This is a genomic window from Streptomyces roseicoloratus (genome assembly GCF_004117935.1).
Classification (GTDB): Bacteria; Actinomycetota; Actinomycetes; order Streptomycetales; family Streptomycetaceae; genus Streptomyces; species Streptomyces roseicoloratus.
Map to the genome: position 1 here is coordinate 1 of NZ_SDOY01000173.1, position 18,455 is coordinate 18,455.

The 18,455-nt window shown below is 72.7% G+C and carries 15 protein-coding genes; 10 read left to right on the forward strand and 5 right to left on the reverse strand.

What is annotated here, in order from left to right:
• Positions 1-81 precede the first annotated feature (81 nt).
• From ESG85_RS36405 to ligD, 3 genes are all read right to left on the reverse strand, one after another.
• Positions 82-2,553: a HEAT repeat domain-containing protein gene (locus ESG85_RS36405; RefSeq protein WP_246095463.1), complete on the reverse strand. Its 2,472-nt coding sequence runs from the start codon at positions 2,551-2,553 to the stop codon at positions 82-84.
• Between the two features lie 575 nt (positions 2,554-3,128).
• A complete protein-coding gene (locus ESG85_RS31565; protein ID WP_246095465.1) occupies positions 3,129-4,064 on the reverse strand; it encodes an ATP-dependent DNA ligase in 936 nt (311 codons plus the stop codon).
• 107 nt (positions 4,065-4,171) lie between these two features.
• Entirely contained in the window at positions 4,172-5,170 is a 999-nt protein-coding gene (gene ligD / locus ESG85_RS31570; RefSeq protein ID WP_128984601.1) for a non-homologous end-joining DNA ligase, read from the reverse strand.
• 49 nt (positions 5,171-5,219) lie between these two features.
• On the opposite strand from ligD, the gene ku reads away from it, so the two are divergent.
• From ku to ESG85_RS31595, 5 genes are all read left to right on the forward strand, one after another.
• Positions 5,220-6,413: a non-homologous end joining protein Ku gene (ku, locus tag ESG85_RS31575; protein WP_128984602.1), complete on the forward strand. Its 1,194-nt coding sequence runs from the start codon at positions 5,220-5,222 to the stop codon at positions 6,411-6,413.
• A 265-nt stretch (positions 6,414-6,678) separates the two neighbouring features.
• Positions 6,679-7,536 carry a 4'-phosphopantetheinyl transferase family protein gene (locus tag ESG85_RS31580; protein ID WP_128984603.1) on the forward strand — a complete coding sequence of 286 codons (858 nt, stop codon included), beginning with the start codon at positions 6,679-6,681 and terminating at the stop codon, positions 7,534-7,536.
• Positions 7,537-7,922: 386 nt separating this feature from the next.
• Complete coding sequence (locus ESG85_RS31585) at positions 7,923-9,464, forward strand: M4 family metallopeptidase (protein WP_246095476.1); 1,542 nt, start codon at positions 7,923-7,925, stop codon at positions 9,462-9,464.
• A gap of 482 nt (positions 9,465-9,946) precedes the next feature.
• A complete protein-coding gene (locus ESG85_RS31590) occupies positions 9,947-10,465 on the forward strand; it encodes a hypothetical protein (RefSeq protein ID WP_181019169.1) in 519 nt (172 codons plus the stop codon).
• Positions 10,462-11,157, forward strand: a complete 696-nt coding sequence (locus ESG85_RS31595; RefSeq protein ID WP_128984605.1) for a hypothetical protein — start codon at positions 10,462-10,464, stop codon at positions 11,155-11,157. The genes ESG85_RS31590 and ESG85_RS31595 overlap by 4 nt, the downstream gene beginning before the upstream one ends.
• Before the next feature lie 66 nt (positions 11,158-11,223).
• On the opposite strand, the gene ESG85_RS31600 is transcribed toward ESG85_RS31595, so the two are convergent.
• On the reverse strand, positions 11,224-11,451 hold the full coding sequence (locus tag ESG85_RS31600) for a hypothetical protein (protein WP_128984606.1): 228 nt from the start codon (positions 11,449-11,451) through the stop codon (positions 11,224-11,226).
• Positions 11,452-11,568: 117 nt separating this feature from the next.
• Here ESG85_RS31600 and ESG85_RS31605 point away from each other — a divergent pair, with 117 nt between their 5' ends.
• The 3 genes from ESG85_RS31605 (at position 11,569) to ESG85_RS31615 (ending at position 13,915) form a co-directional block, all read left to right on the forward strand.
• Positions 11,569-12,396 carry a helix-turn-helix domain-containing protein gene (locus tag ESG85_RS31605; RefSeq protein WP_128984607.1) on the forward strand — a complete coding sequence of 276 codons (828 nt, stop codon included), beginning with the start codon at positions 11,569-11,571 and terminating at the stop codon, positions 12,394-12,396.
• The gene (locus ESG85_RS35380) at positions 12,393-12,596 is read left to right on the forward strand and encodes a DUF397 domain-containing protein (protein WP_128984608.1); all 204 of its coding nucleotides are present in this window, start codon (positions 12,393-12,395) and stop codon (positions 12,594-12,596) included. Before ESG85_RS31605 ends, ESG85_RS35380 begins: the two co-directional genes overlap by 4 nt.
• A gap of 395 nt (positions 12,597-12,991) precedes the next feature.
• Positions 12,992-13,915: a helix-turn-helix domain-containing protein gene (locus tag ESG85_RS31615; RefSeq protein ID WP_181019170.1), complete on the forward strand. Its 924-nt coding sequence runs from the start codon at positions 12,992-12,994 to the stop codon at positions 13,913-13,915.
• A 118-nt stretch (positions 13,916-14,033) separates the two neighbouring features.
• Here ESG85_RS31615 and ESG85_RS31620 read toward each other — a convergent pair whose 3' ends face one another.
• Positions 14,034-15,050, reverse strand: coding sequence for a DUF5954 family protein (locus tag ESG85_RS31620; protein ID WP_128984609.1), 1,017 nt, complete (start codon positions 15,048-15,050; stop codon positions 14,034-14,036).
• A 287-nt stretch (positions 15,051-15,337) separates the two neighbouring features.
• Between ESG85_RS31620 and ESG85_RS31625 the strand changes: the two genes are divergently transcribed.
• Complete coding sequence (locus ESG85_RS31625; protein WP_128984610.1) at positions 15,338-16,591, forward strand: hypothetical protein; 1,254 nt, start codon at positions 15,338-15,340, stop codon at positions 16,589-16,591.
• A gap of 608 nt (positions 16,592-17,199) precedes the next feature.
• On the forward strand, positions 17,200-18,455 hold a 1,256-nt coding region (locus tag ESG85_RS36410), incomplete at its 3' end, for a choice-of-anchor A family protein (protein ID WP_246095467.1).

Consider the following 18,455-nt stretch of genomic DNA (forward strand, 5'->3'; position numbering starts at 1 on the left):
CCCGCGGCGGGACCGCCGGCACCGCCCCCGGCCGCGGCGCCGCCCGCCCGGCCCCACCGCGGAGCCCGCCGCACGCCCCCGTCAGTACGTCCGGCGCTCCATCTGGGTCAGGGCCGCGCGGCACAGCGTGAGGAGCTTCTCGTCGTCGTGGACGTCGTGGGAGCCCGCGCCGTCCTCGCGGGCGTTGTGGCGGCGACGACGAGCGAGTTCCGCGCGGATCGCGGGTTCCGCGTCGGACGCCGCCGGGCCCATCTCGGCCAGGCACTCCGCCACCGCCACGCGTGTGTGCCGGTTCTCCTCCCAGGCCGCGAGCAGCACCGGCAGCGTTTCCGCCGCGTCCCCGGTGATCCGCCACAGCGCCGCCGCCGAACGCACCCGGACCCACAGGTCACGCGCGCCGAGCCCGGCCCGCAGGGCAGGCGCCGAGCGGGCCGCGGCCGGTCCGATGGCGCCCAGCGCGAGCGCGGCCGCGCACCACTCACCGCCCGACGTCCCCGGCCGCAGCCACCGGTCGAGCGCGTCGAGCGCCTCGTCCGGCGAACCGTCCAGCGCCCACGTGGCCCGCGCGGCCATCGACGCCACCGCCGCCGACTCCGAACCGAGGAGCCGCCGCACGTCGGACAGCGCCTCCCGCGCGGCCGGCCCGAACGCCGCGAGCGTCCGCAGGCACGCCTCCCGCACCCACTCCCGCCGGTTCGCCGGCGCCTCGCGCAGCACCCGCAGCACCTCCGGCAGCGCCTGGGCGCCCCGCACCGCCCCCAGCGCGTACAGCAGCGGCGCCGCCCGGTCGTACAGCAGGTCGTCGAGCTCCACCTCGCCGAGCCGGCGCCGCAGCACCGGCGCGAGCGGCTGCGCCGCCGGGCCGAGCGCGTCGACCGCGTACAGCAGCTCCCGCCGTACCTCCCCTTCCTCCTCCAGCGCCCTGGCCAGCAGCGGGATCGCCCGCGCGTCACCGGCGCGGGCGAGCGCGAGCAGCGCCCCGCCCCGACCTCCACGGGCGCCGGGCCCCGGCAGGCCGAGCGGCCCCGGCGCCCCGGTGGCGAGGCGCGCGGCGAGGGCGTCGGTCGCGGGCCCGCCCAGCTCGAAGAGCCGCTCGAGGAACGACGTCGCGGCCTCGCGCAAGCGCGGTTCCGGGTCGCTCAGCTGCGCCCCGACCAGCCGCACCACTTCCTCGTACCGGCCGCGCCACACCCTTATCAGGCCGCCGCACAGCCAGATGGCGTCCGACCGCTGGCCCCAGTCGGGGCTGCGCAGCTGCGCCAGGATCAGCGCGATGCGGTCGTCGACCCGTTCGTCCAGGGCGGAGTGCAGCGTGCGCAGCAGCTCCTCGGTCCACGGCGTCGGCCGGCCGGCCGAGTGCTCCTCGAACAGCTCGCGGACCTGACCCATGAGGGCCGAGGCCGAGGCCGAGGCGGAGGCGGAGGCCGAGCCTGAGTCCGAGGCGGTGTCGGGGGAGACCGTCTCCGCGTCGTCCGCGTCGTCGATTCCGTCGAAGCCGTCGACGCCAATGATTCCGCCGACCTCCCCGACCTCCCCGATCTTCCCGACTTCCCCGACTGTGTCGATTCCGCGGATGTCGTCCCCGCTCGCGACGCCGACGGCGGCGTCTGCCGCGCCCGTCGGTGCCGGCCCGGTCATCGACTCCAGCGCGGCCGGAGAGTCCGGGGCGGCCACCGTGTCCAGCGCGATCAGCGGGGCCATCGAACTCAGCTGGTCCAGCTGGTCCAGCGGGTCCAGCGGGTCCAGCCGGGCCATCGGGTCCAGCAGGTCCGTCGGGTCCCGGCGGTCCGTCGGTGTGGCCGGCCGGCCGGGCGAGGGCGTCCGTACCTCGTCGAGCAACGCGGTGACCCGTTCCACCACGTCGTCCGGGATCTCGGCGGGCGCGACCCGGGCGAGCTGCGCGAGCGCCGCGAGCCGCAGCCCCGGTGCCTGCGCGGCGCGGGACAGCCAGCCCAGCCAGTCCACGGTCTCGTCGCGCAGCGACTCGTGCCGCAGCGCGATCCGCCCGACCGCCGCGACCAGGGCGAGCCGCACCTCCGTGTCCTGCTCGACCGTGAGCCGCTCGCGCAGCAGGTCGAGGACCCGGACCGGATCGCCGTGCAGGGAGGCCAGCGCGCACGGCGCCGCGAGCCGTACCTCGGGATCGGGGTCGTCGACGAGCGCGAGGAACACGTCGGCGCCTGCCGCCACCGCGGCGGCGGCCATCGCGTAGTTGGCGGCCGGTATGAACTCCTCGTCATCCGGGTCGAGTTCGTCCAGCTCCTCGTCGCCGCACAGGTCGATGCCGCCGATGCTCGTCAGCAACTCGACGATGCCGCCGCGGTCCTGGACCGCGGGGTCGGCGACGAGTTCGAGGAGGAAGGGGATGCAAGCGAGAGTCGAGTCGTAGACGTCACCCTGGTGGTGCACCGCCCCGTACATGCCGTCGAGGGCGTTCTCCCGCTCGGCGGGGTCCTCGGAGGCGAGCCCCCGCAGCAGCTCCGGCACGTCGTCCGCGGGGCCGTACGCATGGCCCAGCGAGGCCCAGTCGACCTCCTCGATCCCCGTCAGCATGCAAGGCCGCCTTCCCCGTGAGCGCTTACCAGGCAGCAAGTGTGCACCAACGCACCCACAACGAGGACCCGCCCGCCGGACGCCGTTCCGCAAGCCCGGTGCCGCCGCTCGCTTTGCGCCACGCGCGGGTCCGCCGGGGGGCCGCCGGGGACCCGCCGCAGGCCCCGACGGCCCCTCGTCCTGCCGTTCCGGCGCCCTCAGGGGCCCGCACCGCACACTCGCCGGGACCTCAACGTCCCGCCGGACATGCACACTTGCGCACCGGAGCGCTCGTACCGCCGTCCGGGCCCGGGCGCGCGGGGACTTTGTCCGGAACGGAACGGAGGGGAAGGGGGGATCGGTATCCGGCCGCGGGGCTCGTTCGCGCTGGGGGTGGGCGTACGCGCGGTCTCCCCGCCCTACGGCCGGGCCTTCCCGCCGTCCGTCCTACCGCCGTCCGCCTCGCCGTGCCCCGCCTTCCCGCCGCCCGTCTCCCTGCCGCGCCCGTCTTCCCGCCGCCTGTCTCCCCGTGCCCCGTCTCGCTGTGCCCCGTCTCGCTGTGCTTCCTCTCTCCGGGCCCCGTCACGCCGGCCCCGTCACGCCGGCCCCCTCTCCTCGGCCCCCGCCTCTCCCTCCCTCGCCTCCGGCCACGGCTCCGTCTCCCGTACCCGTACGAAGCGGGCCGTGTCCTGGCGGCCGGCGATCACGCGCAGTTCGACCGTGGCGGGTTCGGTGAGCGGCCGTACCGGCCCGTGCTCCGGGTGTTCCACCGGCTCCGCCGCCACTCGCCCCGCCGTCAGTTCGGCGACCTCGTGCGCCTGGGCCCCGGTCAGCCGCGGCGTGGTGCGCAGCTCGCGCCCGTCGGGCAGGCGTACGAGCAGGGCGTGCGGCCGGTCGGGTGGCCCGAACAGCCCGGTGAGCAGGGCGTCTCCCGTGTCCGAGTGCCGTACCTTCCGCCAGGACCAGGTGCCACCGGGCCGGTACGCGGAGTTCCGGGCCTTCGCCACCACGCCCTCGACGCCCGCGTCGCGCAGCGCGCCGAACCACTCGCGCGCGGTCTCCTCGTCGTCGGTCGCGAGCACCCGCTGGAGCGGCGGCCCGATGCCGGCGAGGGCGGCGCCGAGGAGTTCCCAGCGTTCGTGCAGCGGCCGGCCGCGCAGGTCGTGGCCGGGAAGGGCGAGCAGGTCGAAGGCGATGTACGAGACGGGGACGCCGGACCGCTCCCGGTCCCGGTGCGAGCGCAGCAGGTCGGTGAAGCTCAGCCGTCCGTCGCGGTACGCGCAGAGCTCGCCGTCCAGGACGACGCCCGGCGGCAGCCGCTCGCCCAGGTACGCGGCGATGCCCGGGAACTCCGGGGCCAGGTCGCGCCGGGCCCGGGACTGCAGGAAGACCTCGCCGTCGTCGAGGACGAAGGCGAGGGCGCGGAAGCCGTCGAGCTTGAGGGAGTACTGGAAGCCGCCCGGCACGCTGCCCTGCCGGGGCAGCTCGTCGGCGGCGCGCGGCCGCATCACGTCGACGGGCGGCCGCAGCACGACGTCCGGGGAGGGCGCGGCGGGGGAGGCACGTCGGGATGGGTCCGGGGGAGGGCCCGGGAGAGGGGCGGGAGGAGGGGAGGGGGGCGGGGAGGGAGGCGGCGGGTTCATGGCAGGCGTCCGGCGACGGCGGGGTCGAACAGGGGTGCGAGCAGGTCGCCGTACGTCTCCAGGCGGGGTGCGATGTCGGCCGGCAGGAAGACCAGGCGGGCGGGCCCGCCGTTGCCCGCGCCCCCGGCTTCCCCGCCGTCGCCCGCGCCCCCGGCTTCCCCCACGGCCCCGATGTCCGCGGCGCCCCTCGCGCCCCCGGCTTCCCCCGCCGCCTCGGCCTCGGCGGTCTCCTCGACCTCCTCCCAGGTCACCGGGGCCGAGACCGTCGGCAGCCGGCGGGCGCGCAGGGTGTAGGGGGTCGCGGTGGTCTTCGCGGCGGCGTTCTGGCTGTGGTCGACGAAGACCTTCCCGGGCCGCAGGGCCTTCGCCATCCGGTGCACGACGAGCCGCGGCAGCTCGGCCTCCGCCGCGACGGCGAGCCGGCGGGCGTAGCCGGACACCTCGTCGGACGGCGTCGGAACCAGCGGTACGAGCAGGTGCAGACCCTTGGAGCCCGAGGTCTTCGCGTACGCCGTGAGACCGTCGGCCGCGAGCTGTTCCCGCAGGTGGAGGGCGACCCGGCAGCACTCGACGACGCTCGCGGGCGGCCCCGGGTCGAGGTCGAGGACGAGGCGGTCGGCGACGGCGGGGGAGTCCGCCCGCCACTGCGGCGTGTGGAACTCGACGACCAGGTTCGCCGCCCACATCAGCGACGGCAGGTCCTGGATCATCACCTGCCGGGCCCGCGGCGCGTCGGAGCGCGGCACGGGGGTGGTGTTCACCCAGGCGGGCGTGCCGGGCGGCGGGTTCTTGGTGAAGAAGAGCTGCCCGTCCGGGCCGTCGGGATAGCGCAGGAAGGACACCGGCCGGTCGCGCAGATGCGGCAGGATCGCGGGGCCGACGGTGGCGTAGTAGTGCAGCAGCTCGCCCTTGGTGGTGCCGCCGGCGGGGTGGATGACCTTGTCGAGGTTCTTGAGGGCCAGGCGTCGCCCCTCCACCTCGGTGATGGGCGTCATACGATGAGAATCCCACGAATCCCGACCAATGGTGCGAAGGGGATGAATCGTGCGATCCATCTGGAACGGGGCCATATCCTTCGGCCTGGTCAGCATCCCGATCAAGCTGGTCAACGCCACCGAGAGCCACTCGGTCTCCTTCCGCCAGATCCACGCCGAGGACGGCGGACGCATCCGCTACAAGAAGGTGTGCGAGCTGGACGGGGCCGAGGTCACCCAGGCGGAGATCGGCAAGGCGTACGAGGACGCCGACGGGACCATGATCCCGATCACCGACGAGGACCTGGCCGCGCTGCCGCTCCCGACCGCCAAGACGATCGAGATCGTGGCCTTCGTGCCGGCCGGTGAGATCGACCCGCTCCAGATGGACGCCGCGTACTACCTCTCCGCCAACGGCGTGCCCGCCGCCAAGCCGTACACCCTGCTGCGCGAGGCGCTGAAGCGCAGCGACAGGGTGGCGGTGGCGAAGTACGCCCTGCGCGGGCGCGAGCGGCTCGGGATGCTGCGGGTGGTGGACGACGTGATCGCCATGCACGGGCTGCTCTGGCCCGACGAGATCCGCGCGCCGGAGGGAGTGGCGCCGGAGACCCCCGTGACCGTCCGCGAGGCCGAACTCGACCTGGCCGACGCCCTGATGGCCACACTCGGCGAGGTCGACATCTCCTCCCTGCACGACGACTACCGGGAGGCCGTGGAGGAGATGATCGCCGCGAAGGCGGAGGGCGGCGCCGGCCTCGCCCCGACCGAGCCCGCGGCGGCGGGCGGCGGCCAGGTGATCGACCTGATGGCGGCCCTGGAGAGCAGCGTACGGGCGGCGAAGCAGGCTCGCGGGGAGGGCGGGGCGGAGGAGACGGCGGAGGCTGGGGCTGGGGAGACTGCCGGGGCCGGGGCCGGGGCTGAGGCCGAGGCGGAGGTGACCGAGCTCAGGCCGCGGAAGCGGGCCGCGACGAAGACGACCGCGAAGCGGACTTCGGCGGCGGGACGGACTTCGGCGGCGGCGCCGAAGGAGACGGGCGCGAAGAAGTCCACGGCCAGGACGGCGGCGAAGAAGACGGCGGCAGCGCCGGCGAGGAAGTCGACGGCGAAGACGGCAGCCGGGTCCACCGGCCGGACGACGGCCAAGCCCGCCGTCAAATCGACGGCGAAGTCCGCGGCCAAGTCGACGACGAGGAAGCAGACCGCGAAGCAGCCCGCGAAGAAGTCGGCGGCGAAGAAGGCGACTCCGCGCAAGCGCACGGCGTAACAGCGGATGGGTGGACGGACGGACGGAACGAACGGGTCGGCGAACGTCATCGAACCGGTTCGGAGGCGGCTCGAAGTCGGCGTTGGTCGAGGCCGACTCGGCACTCGGCACCGACTCGGCACCGACCAACGCCGACTCGATGAACGAGCCGGCGAACGAGCCGGCGAACGAGTCCTGGCCGGCGGCCACCTCGGCCCGTTGAGCGGACACGTGTACGGTCGAGCCCGCCGCGGCACCCGCCGCGCGGAACGGGAGGGACCGACCGATGCGGGCCGACGCCTGGCTCCTGGAACTCGACGAGACGCGTGACGAGAAGCAAGCCCTGGTGCCTGGGGTGTGGCTCGCCGCCCCCGGAGCGCGCGGGGCGTCCGCCGCGTCCGCCGCGGCGCCTGGCCTGGCCGGACCGCTGTCGGCCGCGCTCACCATGGACGCGAGCGTGCTCGACGAGCGGGAGCGCGAGCGGGCGGCGGCGTTCCTGCGGCCCGCCGACCGGACGCTGTACACGGTGGCGCACGTCGCCCTGCGCACCGTACTCGGGGGGCTGTTGGGGGAGCGCCCGGAGGACCTGAGGTTCACTCGGGAGCCCTGCCCGTGCTGCGGCGAGCCGCACGGCCGCCCGGCACTCGACGGGGCCCGGCCCGAGCCGCCGCTGCACTTCTCGCTCTCGCACACGCGCGGGCGGGTGCTGATCGCGACCGCGCCCGTCCCGGTCGGCGCGGACGTCGAACGGCGCCCGGACCCCGATGCCGTACGGGACCTGATGTCCGTGCTCCACCCGTCGGAACAGGCCGAGATCGAGAAGGGGGCCGAGATCGAGAAGGGTGCCGAGCCGGAGGCGAGCGGTGCCGAGGCGGCTTCGGGTACGGGAGCGAGGCCCGAGTCCGGCCCCGTACGGCGCGCGGCGGCCTTCGGCCGCATCTGGGCGCGCAAGGAGGCGTACCTGAAGGGCCTCGGGACCGGCCTCGGCCGGGCCCCGCACCTGGACGACCTGAGCGCGGGCGCCGAACCCCCGGCCGGCTGGACGCTGCACGACCTGCCGTGCGGCCCGACCCACCACGCCGCCGTCGCCCTCCACGCGCCGCACACGACGACGCGCCCCCCACGGCTCCACCGCCTGACCTGACCGCCCCTCCGGCCTCCGGGGCGACCGTCGCCCCCGGAGGCGCGACCTCGGTCCTCACCGACCTCGGCCCCCACCGACCTCAGCCCCGGAACCGGCGCCCCCGGGATTCCACCCCTCCCACACCCCTATATGACCCCTCTACGACCCTTGGAGCGGTCAACCCTCCGCATTGCGGACGGAGTTGGCCGCCCTTCGGACAACGGATGGTCAAATCCTTGTTGCATACCTGTCAATCGGGCTCGCTCGCTGGCACGCTCACACGCGCAACACCACCCCCCACACCTTCCCCCGCGCGTAACAGCGAAGGAGCCCGCGTGACCCGCCAGCAGTCCTCGCCTCGCCGTCACACCACCGTTCGAGCCGCCGCCCTGATCGCATCGGCCGCCATGGTCGTCGTCGGAATCCAGACCGGATCCGCCAGCGCCGATGTCCAGCGCGAGGCCGGTGCGACCGCGCTCGTGCTCACCGGCACCCAGCGCGCCGCCGCAATCCAGGAGGCGCAGTCCGGCGCGGCCGCCACCGCCAAGGCCATCGGCCTGGGCGCCCAGGAGAAGCTGGTCGCCAGGGACGTCGTCAAGGACGCCGACGGTACGGTCCACACCCGCTACGAGCGGACCTACCAGGGTCTGCCCGTCCTCGGCGGCGACCTCGTCGTGCACGAGAAGAAGAACGGCGCCCGCTCCGCCACCAAGGCGACCCAGGCCCGCATATCCGTGGCGAGCACCACCCCGGCCGTCGCCGCCACCACCGCCACGCACGCGGCGGTCGCCGCGGCGGACGCCGAGAGCGCGACCGCGTCCTCCGCCCGCAAGGTGATCTGGGCCGCCACCGGCAAGCCCGTCCTCGCCTGGGAGACCGTCGTCGGCGGGATCCAGCACGACGGCACCCCGAGCGAGCTGCACGTCATCACGGACGCGACCACCGGCAAGGAGCTCCACTCCTTCGAGGCGATCGAGACGGGCGTCGGCAACACCCAGTACAGCGGCCAGGTCACGCTCGGCACGGCCCCGTCGTACACCCTCACGGACACCGCCCGCGGCGGCCACAAGACGTACGACCTGAAGGGCGGCACGTCCGGCACGGGCACCCTCTTCACCAACTCCACCGACGTGTGGGGCAACGGCTCCGCCTCCAACCGCGAGACCGCGGCCGCGGACGCCCATTACGGTGCGGCCGTCACGTGGGACTTCTACAAGAACGAGCTCGGCCGCAACGGCATCGCCGGCGACGGCAAGGCCGCCTACAGCCGCGTCCACTACGGCAACGCGTACGTCAACGCCTTCTGGTCCGACCAGTGCTTCTGCATGACGTACGGCGACGGCGCGGGCAACGCCAAGCCGCTGACCTCGCTCGACGTGGCCGGTCACGAGATGACCCACGGCCTGACCGCGGCCACCGCGGGTCTGCGCTACAGCAGGGAGTCGGGCGGTCTGAACGAGGCCACCTCCGACATCCTCGGCACCGCGGTCGAGTTCTACGCCAACAACTCCTCGGACGCCGGCGACTACCTCATCGGCGAGAAGATCGACATCCGCGGCAACGGCACCCCGCTCCGCTACATGGACAAGCCCAGCAAGGACGGCAACTCGGCCGACTACTGGTCCAAGTCCCTCGGCCGCCTCGACGTCCACTACTCCTCGGGCCCGGCCAACCACTTCTTCTTCCTGCTGTCCGAGGGCAGCGGCGCCCGGACGGTCAACGGGGTCAGCTACAACTCCCCGACGTACGACGGCTCGACGCTCACCGGCATCGGCCGCCAGAAGGCGTACAAGATCTGGTACAAGGCCCTGTCGACCTACATGACCTCGTCCACGAACTACGCCGGTGCCCGCACCGCCACCCTCTCGGCGGCGACGGACCTGTACGGCGCGGGCAGCGCGGAGTACAACGCGGTGAACGCGGCGTGGAAGGCCGTCAACGTCAAGTAACGGGAACGCGACCGGCGTTCGGAGCCCCGCAACCGGCGGGCGGGAATCCGGGAACGGCGGTCGACGCCCCGAGACCAGCGGTCGACGACCCGCGACCGTAGACACACCCTGAACGGGGGGCAGGGGATGCCCGGTGGACACCGGGCATCCCCTGTTCGTGCTGCCTGGTGTGCCCTACGTGGTCACGAGTGGTGGCAGGAACGGGCTCGGTGTTCCGTGCTACGGCTCACGAGGTGGTTCGCGGATACCCTTACCGGCATCGTTCAGTATGCGGCCGAGGTCGACGCGGCGGCCGTCCGCGCGCTCCGCAAGAGTCACGGAAACGACCCCCAGAACGCAGGTCATGCCCGCTATGCGTCACTCGACGAGGAGCAGTTACCGAGAGCCACTGAGCTGGCCGCTCTCGGAAATGACGCGAATCCGCAGCAACGAGCGGAACTGCGACCGATGTTCCTGTTTTCAAGGCCTACATCGACCAGATCGTGCGCGACAACCAGAACGACTGGAGGAGCCAGGCTCTTGAGGAGTTCCGGAAGAACGGTGGAAAGCCGGTCGCCTTTCCGGTCGAGGCGAAGGCTCCCGAAGGATTTTACTTCTCCAAGGAAGTCGATGAGAACTGGTTCTATGCGGTGGGCGGAGCCAACGCCAACGTCACTGGTGTGGTGACGGCGGTTCCGGACGCTCACGGCAACCCCAAGATCGGGATCGATTACCAGGCCAACGTCTGGGACCGCTACAACTGGGACGAAGGCAAGGGCGTCAGCATCGGCCCGCTGGAGATCCCGGACGGACAGATGGCCAAACTGCACCGCGTGGGACTCGCCCAGGAATTCGACATGTCCGGTAGCGGCGGCGTCCAGCACTACGAGCTGGGTTCGGCCGAAGACAACGGCGACCCGCTCCCGGGTCCCGAAGAGAGCAGGGACGGACGGATGAATCCGGGCCGCGAGCAGCAGCAGGGCCGTACGACACCGGACGCGGGAAGGGGCACCGGCCGATGAACGAGGTGTGGGCAGGTCGCCCTCGAGGCGTTCGCTGTGGGCGGCTGGTCGCGTGGACTGCCGCGGGCGCGGCGGCCGTTGTGCTGGGAGTGTCGGGGTGCGGCGGTCAGACGAAGGGGAGGGGCGACGAGGCACACGGCGGCCGGAGCACCGGACGCGCTGCGGAGCCGATGGAGAAGTCCACCTGGGCCCCGGGCATCACGCCAGGGTGGATGAGCGAGCAGATGGGCCTTCAGGTGCCGGTCGCGGCCGCGTCGGCCGAGGCTTCCTATGAGATCACCTCACGGTTCGACATCGGGCTGCTCACCTTCACGCTGACCAGGAAGGACGCCGAGACGTACCTGAAGGACAATCCCCCGAGGGGCACATGGCGGAAGCCCGCCGCGGCCGCGGCCCATGCCACGCCGCACGACTTCGCGCACTTCGGCCTCCCGGAGCCGGAGACCTTCAAGGACGGTGTGCGCTTCGGCTACGTCTGTCCGCGATCGAACGCCGCCCGGGCCACGGCCACTCCCTCAGGAGCCTCCGAGGACCCGTTCGGATCGTCCGACGCGTACGACACGACCGACGAGCGCTGCGTAGAGCTGTTCGCACACGACTACACCCCGGACCGCACCCGCATCTACCTCCGAACGCACTTCGACCCCGGCCTCGACGACCTCCCCACGCATTCGGCGTCCCCGAAGAAGTAGGACCGGAGGGGCCCTCGCGGGTCGTGGCCGTCAGAGGCGGTTCCGACCCGGACGGCCGCTCCCGCCTCACCCCGCGCACCCTCGCAACAGCGACGCCAACTGCCGTGCGACATCGGGTCGGCACCGTCCGAGGTCCACCAGCGGGGTCGTGTACGGGCTGGCGAGGGACACCGTGTCGAGCCCCAGCGAGGGCAGCACGATGTCGACGTCCAGCAACGCCGACCGCAGTTCGTCCCGCGCGGCCTTCGCGTCCCGGATGGCCTCGACCGACGCCTCACGCCTCGCTGTTTCCATGCGTCGCGCACCTCTCCTCGTCATGGGTGACTTTCACCGTCGAGCATGGATGCGTGTGGCTACGATCACCAGGGGTAACGGTTTTCGGAGTCGCAGAACGAAAACGGGGGTCCGCCAGTGCCCGCACCGAAACCACTCGACCCGTCGGCCTCCCTCCCCGCGCTGTACGGGGCGAAGCTGCGCAAGCTCCGGGTCCTCGCGGGGCTCACACAACGGCAGTTAGGGGCGCAGGTCCCCATCGCGCACAGCCGGATCGCCCAGTTCGAACTGGGCAAGGAGATCCCTCCGGAGGACGTGGACGCGAAGCTGGACAGGATCCTGGACGCGGACGGTGATCTGACGGACCTCTGGGGCCACATCCAGCGGACGCCGTTCCCGGACTGGGCGGGCAAGTACATGGAGTACGAGAGCAAAGCTGTCGCGATGCACAAGTACGTGGCGGCGAGCGTGCCCGGCCTGCTCCAGACGCCCGAGTACGCCCGTGAGGTGCTGCGCCAGGGTCAGCCCTGGTGCACTCCGGAGGAGATCGAGACGAAGGTCCTCGCGCGCATCAAGCGGCAGTCGCTGCTCCGGAGACAGCGACCACCATTGCTGTGGGTCGTCATGGACGAGGCCGTGATCCGGCGCTCGGTGGGCGGGGGAGCGGTCATGCGCGAGCAACTGGCCGTTGTCCTGGAAGCATCGAAGGCCCCCTTCGTCGAGATTCAGGTGCTGCCGTTCTTTGCGGGGGCGCACCCGGCGATGGGCGGCTCGCTCACCGTGCTCTCCTTCGAGAACCGGGCTGACGTGGCGTACTTGGAGGCCGGGCACTCCGGTGAGCTGGTCGAGGACAAGGCCATGGTCGCCCGTCACTCGTATCGATACGATCTTGTCCATGCCCAAGCGCTTTCGCCGGAGGCGTCAACGGCCTTGATCCAACAGGCGATGGAGGAGTTCGGACCATGACTGACACCCGAATCGACCTGGCGGCGGCTTCGTGGCGCAAGAGCTCGTACAGCGACGGCGGCGGCGGCGACTGCGTCGAGGTCGCCGACAACCTCCCCCACACCGTCCCCGTCCGCGACAGCAAGAACCCCGCCGGCCCCGCCCTCCTCATCCCCGCCCCGGCCTGGTCCGCCTTCGTCGACCACGTCAAGCGCGTCTGAAGGGCACCCTCCCGAGCGCTCACTCACCCGGGCGCTCGTCCACCGGGGCGCGCACCCACGCGCCCCGGCTCCGCGCGCGCCCCAAGGACAAAGTCCTGGGGGAGAACCCAACCCCACCCCAACCCGCCGCAGCCCGCCCCAGCCCACCCCAACGCAGCCCGAGGGGCGGCAAATCCCGTGCTCACACGTTCGGGTGACAGACCGTCCGAAACCCGGACGTCTGCGGTACGGTCGGCCCCGACAACCCCATAAACGCATTCGGCCCCCGGCAGGACGGCAATCCTGACGAGGGCCTGACCGATCAGGAAGCAGAGACCTTCCCGATGGCTTCACCGCAGTCTAACGCGGCCCCGTCCGCGTACCCCTCGATCCCCGCCGATGCACCACCCGCCGGAGTGATTCACGTCCGGCACCGCCACACCGAGCGCTTCACGGTCGTCGGCAACCACCTGGCCCAGCACGCCGAGCTCTCCGCCGCCGCGATCGGCATCGCCGTCTACATCCAGTCGCTCCCGGACGGCGTCTCGGTGACCGCGAAGTCCCTCGCCCTCCGCTTCCGTGAGGGCGAGACGACCGTCCGCCGGGCCCTGAACGAGCTGGAGCGGGCCGGGTACATCGCGCGTCCCCGCATCGCGCTCGGCGGCGGCAAGTTTGCGACGCGCACGTTCTCGTACGACAAGCCCCGCTGCGTACCGGCCAAAGCGGCGGCCCCCGCACTCCCGCCCGTACGCAAGAAACAGGACCAGGCACAGCCGCCGAAGCCCTGCTTCCAGCCTCAGCCCCCGGCCGCGCCGCCCCCGCTCACCACGAGCCCGGTCGACGACGCCACGAGCCCGACCGACGACTCCGCCGGCCCGACCGACGACCCCGCCGGCCCGGCCGCCGACCTCCTCGCCGGGCTCCGCCTCGCCGACCCGCGTCTGGTCTTGTCCGTCGCCGACGTACGGCGTCTCGCCCCGGCTGTCGACACCTGGCTCGGTCGCTCGGCGACGCCCGCCCAGATCACCCGCCCGCTCACGGCGAGGCTGCCGCCCGAGCCCGTACCGATCCATCACCCGGCCCGGTTCGTGGAGTACCGGCTCACGCACCTCCTGCCACCGCCGCTTCCCGTTCCGGCGGTGGCCGACGAGAGGCGGGTGGACGCGCCCCCGCCCGTGATCACCTGCGACGGCTGCGAACGGGGCATCCGCAGCCATGATCCGAACGCGCGCTGCGCCGACTGCAGAGCGGAGACCGAAGCCGAGGCCCGGGCGCAGGCCGAAGCCGAAGTCCGGGCTCAGGCGGGCGCCGAAGCCGAGGCCCAGGCGGGCGCCGCCTGACTCAGGCGCCGGCCACCACGACCAGACGCTGCCCGCGCCCGCACCCCGCCCGCCCCCTCCTTCTCCCTCCCTTCCCTCCCTCCCTTCCCTCCCTTCGCTCCCCTCTCTCCCTCCCCTCTCACTCTTCGTGGTGCAGGGTCCCGTCCTCGTCCATCCGCGGATGGAGCCGCTGCGGTCCGTACTCGTCGACGTCCGAAGGGCGCGGCCCCTCGGGGCCGTCCGGGTCGAAGCGGACCATGCGTTCGACGCGGCAGATGCGGAACTCGCGCCCGGCGACGCGGGCCTTGTCGGCGCGGCCCGCGGCCCGGAAGAGCTCGCCGGCGCGGCGGTAGGGCTCACGCTGGGCGTCGTCCCACTTGTACATGTGTGGCCAGAAATCGACCATCATGTCGTACAGGGCCTGCCGGGCCTCGTGGGGGGTGGCGAGGAGGGAGCCGTGCGGCAGCCAGCCGGAACCCTCGCGTTCCACGACGCCGAAGGCGACGGGCAGGAGGGCCACGTCGGGGTGGCTGACGACGGCCCGCTCGGAGTCGCGCCGTACCGCGGCGGGATAGCGCGCGCCGGTGTAGCTGAACGAGCGCATCCCGAACCGCAGGGCTTCGGACATGGGGCCGCGGGACCGGTCGGGGGCCAGTAGGGCGCCGTCGTCCGGGCTGCGGTGGGGGATGTCGCCCTCCCACACCCGGAACACGGGCTCGGGGTCGGTGGGCCGCGGCGGTTCGAGCCCGTCGTCGCCGATACGGGTGAACTCGTCGGCGCGGACGACGCGGTAGCGCACGCCGAGCACGTCGAGCCGGTCGACAGGCTTGCGCTCCAGCACCTTCACGGCGGCGATGAGCTCACGCCGTACGGCGGGATCGTCGGTGTCGTCCTTCGCGCGGAAGAACAGTCTGGACTGCAGACAGTCCCGGGCCTCCTGCGGCATGCCGCACCGCACCGGCTCGACGATCCGCCACGGCCCGTCGTCCCCCACGTCCCGCGCCACGACCCCGAAGGTCGCCCCGCGCACGGCGAGCCCCGGGTACCGCATCGCGCTCTCGACGGCATCGGCCTCGGTGACCCAGGCGACGGGATCCCCGCTCCTGACAAGTCCCGCCTGCACCTCGGCGATACGTCGCTCCCAGTCGTCATCCATATACGCATCGTCCCGAGAGGGGCCGCAGAGGTCCCGCGAACGCCCGGAACTGCTCACTCCAAGCCTGAAATCGCCCACCCTTGCCCACTTCTGATCGCTGTCCCTTCCCGGCCTGGCGGCCGTTAGGGTGAGGGCTTCGAGGGTGGAGTGCTGACGGGCCCGGGCACCGAAGTGGCCTGATCGCGCGGGGACATCGGGCATCAGGCATCAGGCATCAGGCATCGGGCATCGGGCATCGGGCATCAGGCATCAGGCATCGGATCATCGGTGGGGGGCGGTCTTTCGGCATGGACGACGCGATCGAGCTGATCAGGGACGGCGACGACCTGGCGGTCATCGGGGACGAGGCGACGGTCGAACGCTTCCTCGTCTCGGAAGGGCTGCCCTCGCGGGCACTGCGGCCGCGGCCGTTCCGGTCCGCCCTCGGCAGCGCCGCCGGGGCCGCGCAGGCCGGTTCCGACATGGCGGCCGCCTCCGGCCGCTGGGTGAAGCTGACCAAGGAGTCCGCCCGGCGGATCGACGAGCTCGGGCTGAGGAAGAGCGCCGAGACGGGCCTCAGCACAGGCGTGCTGAAGGGGCCCAAGGGCCAGATCAAGGGATTCGTCGAGTTCGCGAAGGACGGCGGGCCGCTGAAGGGCAACCCGGCGCGGCTGGCCGACGCCGCGACGCTCATGGCGCAGCTCGCGATGCAGCAGGCCATGGACGAGATCACCGACTACCTCGCCGCGATCGACGAGAAGGTCGGCGACGTGCTCCGCGCACAGGAGGACGCCGCGTTGGCGAAGATGGTCGGGGCGGACTTCGTGATCGAGGAGGCCATGACCATCCGGGACGAGGTGGGCCGGGTCTCCGACATCACCTGGTCGAAGGTGCAGGCCACGACGGAGACGATCGCGACCACCCAGGTGTACGCGCTCCGCCGGCTCGACGCGCTCGCGGAGAAGATGGAGCAGAAGGCCAGGATCGGCGAACTCGCCGCGGCGGCCGAGGAAGCCGGGGCCGCCGCCGGGCAGTGGCTCGCGGTCCTGGCCCGCTGCTTCCAACTCCAGGACGGGATGGCCGTGCTCGAACTCGACCGGGTGAAGGACGCGTCCCCAGAGGAGTTGGCCCGGCATCGCGAGGGGCTCCGGATCGCCCGGCGGAACCGGCTGGAGCTCGTCTCGCGGAGCACCGAGCGGCTGGTGGCCCGGATGAACGCCGCCGCCGACGAAGCCAACGCGAAGGTGCTGCTGCACCCGACCAAGTCCCCGGCCGTGGTCCGGTGGAGCAACCAGGTCGTGGCGGGCGTCCACGACTTCCACGGGCGGCTCGGCATCGAGTCGGGTCGCGAGGCCTCCGAGACGAGACGCTGGGTGACCGCGGCGACGGAGGTCAGGGACAAGGCGCTGGAAACGGGAGCGAAGGGCGTGGTCGCGGCCCGCAACCTCGGCAACGGCACCCTGGACCGGGCCGGTTCGGCGAAGGGCAGGCTCTCCACCGGCATCGCCGAACGAGCCCGCCGCCTGCGCGCGGGCGAGGAGAACCGGGACGCGGAAGCCTGACTGCCTCACGGGCGGTCAGGCTCGCGTACGCCCCGGGCCCGGCCGGGGCCGGCTCGCGTACGCCCCGGGCCCGGCCGGAGCCGAGCGGTTTTCGGAGAGCCGGCGGCCGGCGGCCGGCAATCTGGCTCGGAATCCCGGGTGGGAGGGCTGGCGGGCGGCGGCTCGGAAACCCGGGTGGGAGGTTCGGCTTGCTGCGGGCGGCTGGCGGCTGGCGGCTGGCGGCTCGCGGCGGGCGGCGGCCGGGAACCCGGCTCGGAAACCCGGCTCGCAAACCCGACGGGGAGCGCCGGCGGGCGCGGCCCGGGAGAGCCACGGCCGCTGCGAGAAGCGGTGCGCCGCGTACGCGACGACGTCACGGTGCTCCGCGTATGCGACGACGTCACGGTGCTCCGCCCCCGCGACTCCGCTGCTCACGGAGCCTTGCCGTACTCCCTGTGGAGTACCTCGGCAGAGCACGGGATCCGCCCGCAGAGCACAGGATCCGCCCCCGGGGGGAATGCGCCGCACGGAGGGCGTCATTCACACCTGACGGTGAGTCCGCCCCCCACCCGGACCAACAGCGGGCAGCGCCTGTGGTGCGATGCGCGCCCCGTACCGAGACTCGCGCCATGAGCAACCGCACCCTTCGGCGCCACCGGCGCCTCCGGCCCCACCGGCGGCGCGCCGGTTCGGCCGGGCTCGCCTGCGTCACGGCGCTGGCGGCCCTTCCGGTCCTGGTCCTCGGACCGGGCGCGTCCACGGCCGCAGCCGCCACCCTGCCCGGCGGGCTCGGCCCGTGCGTCCCCGGCTCCTGCCCGGACCCGTTCCCGCCGATCAACAACGGGACGATCACCCACCGGGACAACGCGATCAACATCTTCGTCGGCAACGACTTCCTGGTCCGGGGCGCGGCGGCCGAGGCAGAAGGCCGCGTCGTCGTCCTGGACGACTTCGACATGAACAAGGGCACCGGGGTGAGCCAGGCCTACAACATCGGCGAGGTGGGCGTGGGCTCCCGCGTTCCGCCGCCGGTGGACGGCGACTGGCTCACCACGGGCGGGGACGTCACGATCGCGACCGGCCAGCGTCTGCTCGCCGAGGACGGGGTCGTGGTCCACGCCGGCACCGTCACCGGCGAGGTCCTGGCCACACTGGAACAGGACGACGACGCCACCGCCCCGTACACCGCCCTGCGCGACCAGCTCACCGCCGCGAGCCAGTGCTACGCGCGGGTGGACGGCGAGCCGCGTACGCCGACCGGAACCGCCGTCAACCAGGGCGGGCAGACCCTCTTCACCGGAGACGGCAGCTCGCCCCTCCAGGTCTTCAACGTCGACTTCGACATGGTCTCGGGCAGCAACGGCCAGCAGGGCATCGTCTTCGCGAACATCCCCGACAACGCCACGATCCTGGTCAACGTCTTCGGGGCCGACCGGACCATCAACACCTACAGCGGGGGTATCGCCGACAACACCGACCCGCTCAACGGCTACCGCGAGCGGCTGCTGTGGAACTTCCCCGATGCCACGGAGGTATCGCTGATCGGTACCGGCCAGTTCCAGGGAAGCACGCTCATCGGCAACCAGGCCTCCACCACCACCGTCACGCTGCCCGGCATGAACGGCCGTTTCTTCACCACGGGCTCCCTCACCCACACGAGCGCGGCGACGGGCGGCGGCGGCCAGGAGTTCCACGCCTACCCCTTCAACGGCGACCTCCCGGACTGCGGCGGCACCACCCCGGTCACGGGTGAGGTGCGGGTGTTGAAGACGGATGCGGAGACGGGCTCGGTGTTGTCCGATGCGACGTTCCGTTTGTGGCGGGAGTCGAATGGCACGGACGGTTTGCAGACGGGTGGGGCGAATCCGGACACGGTGGTGGGGGA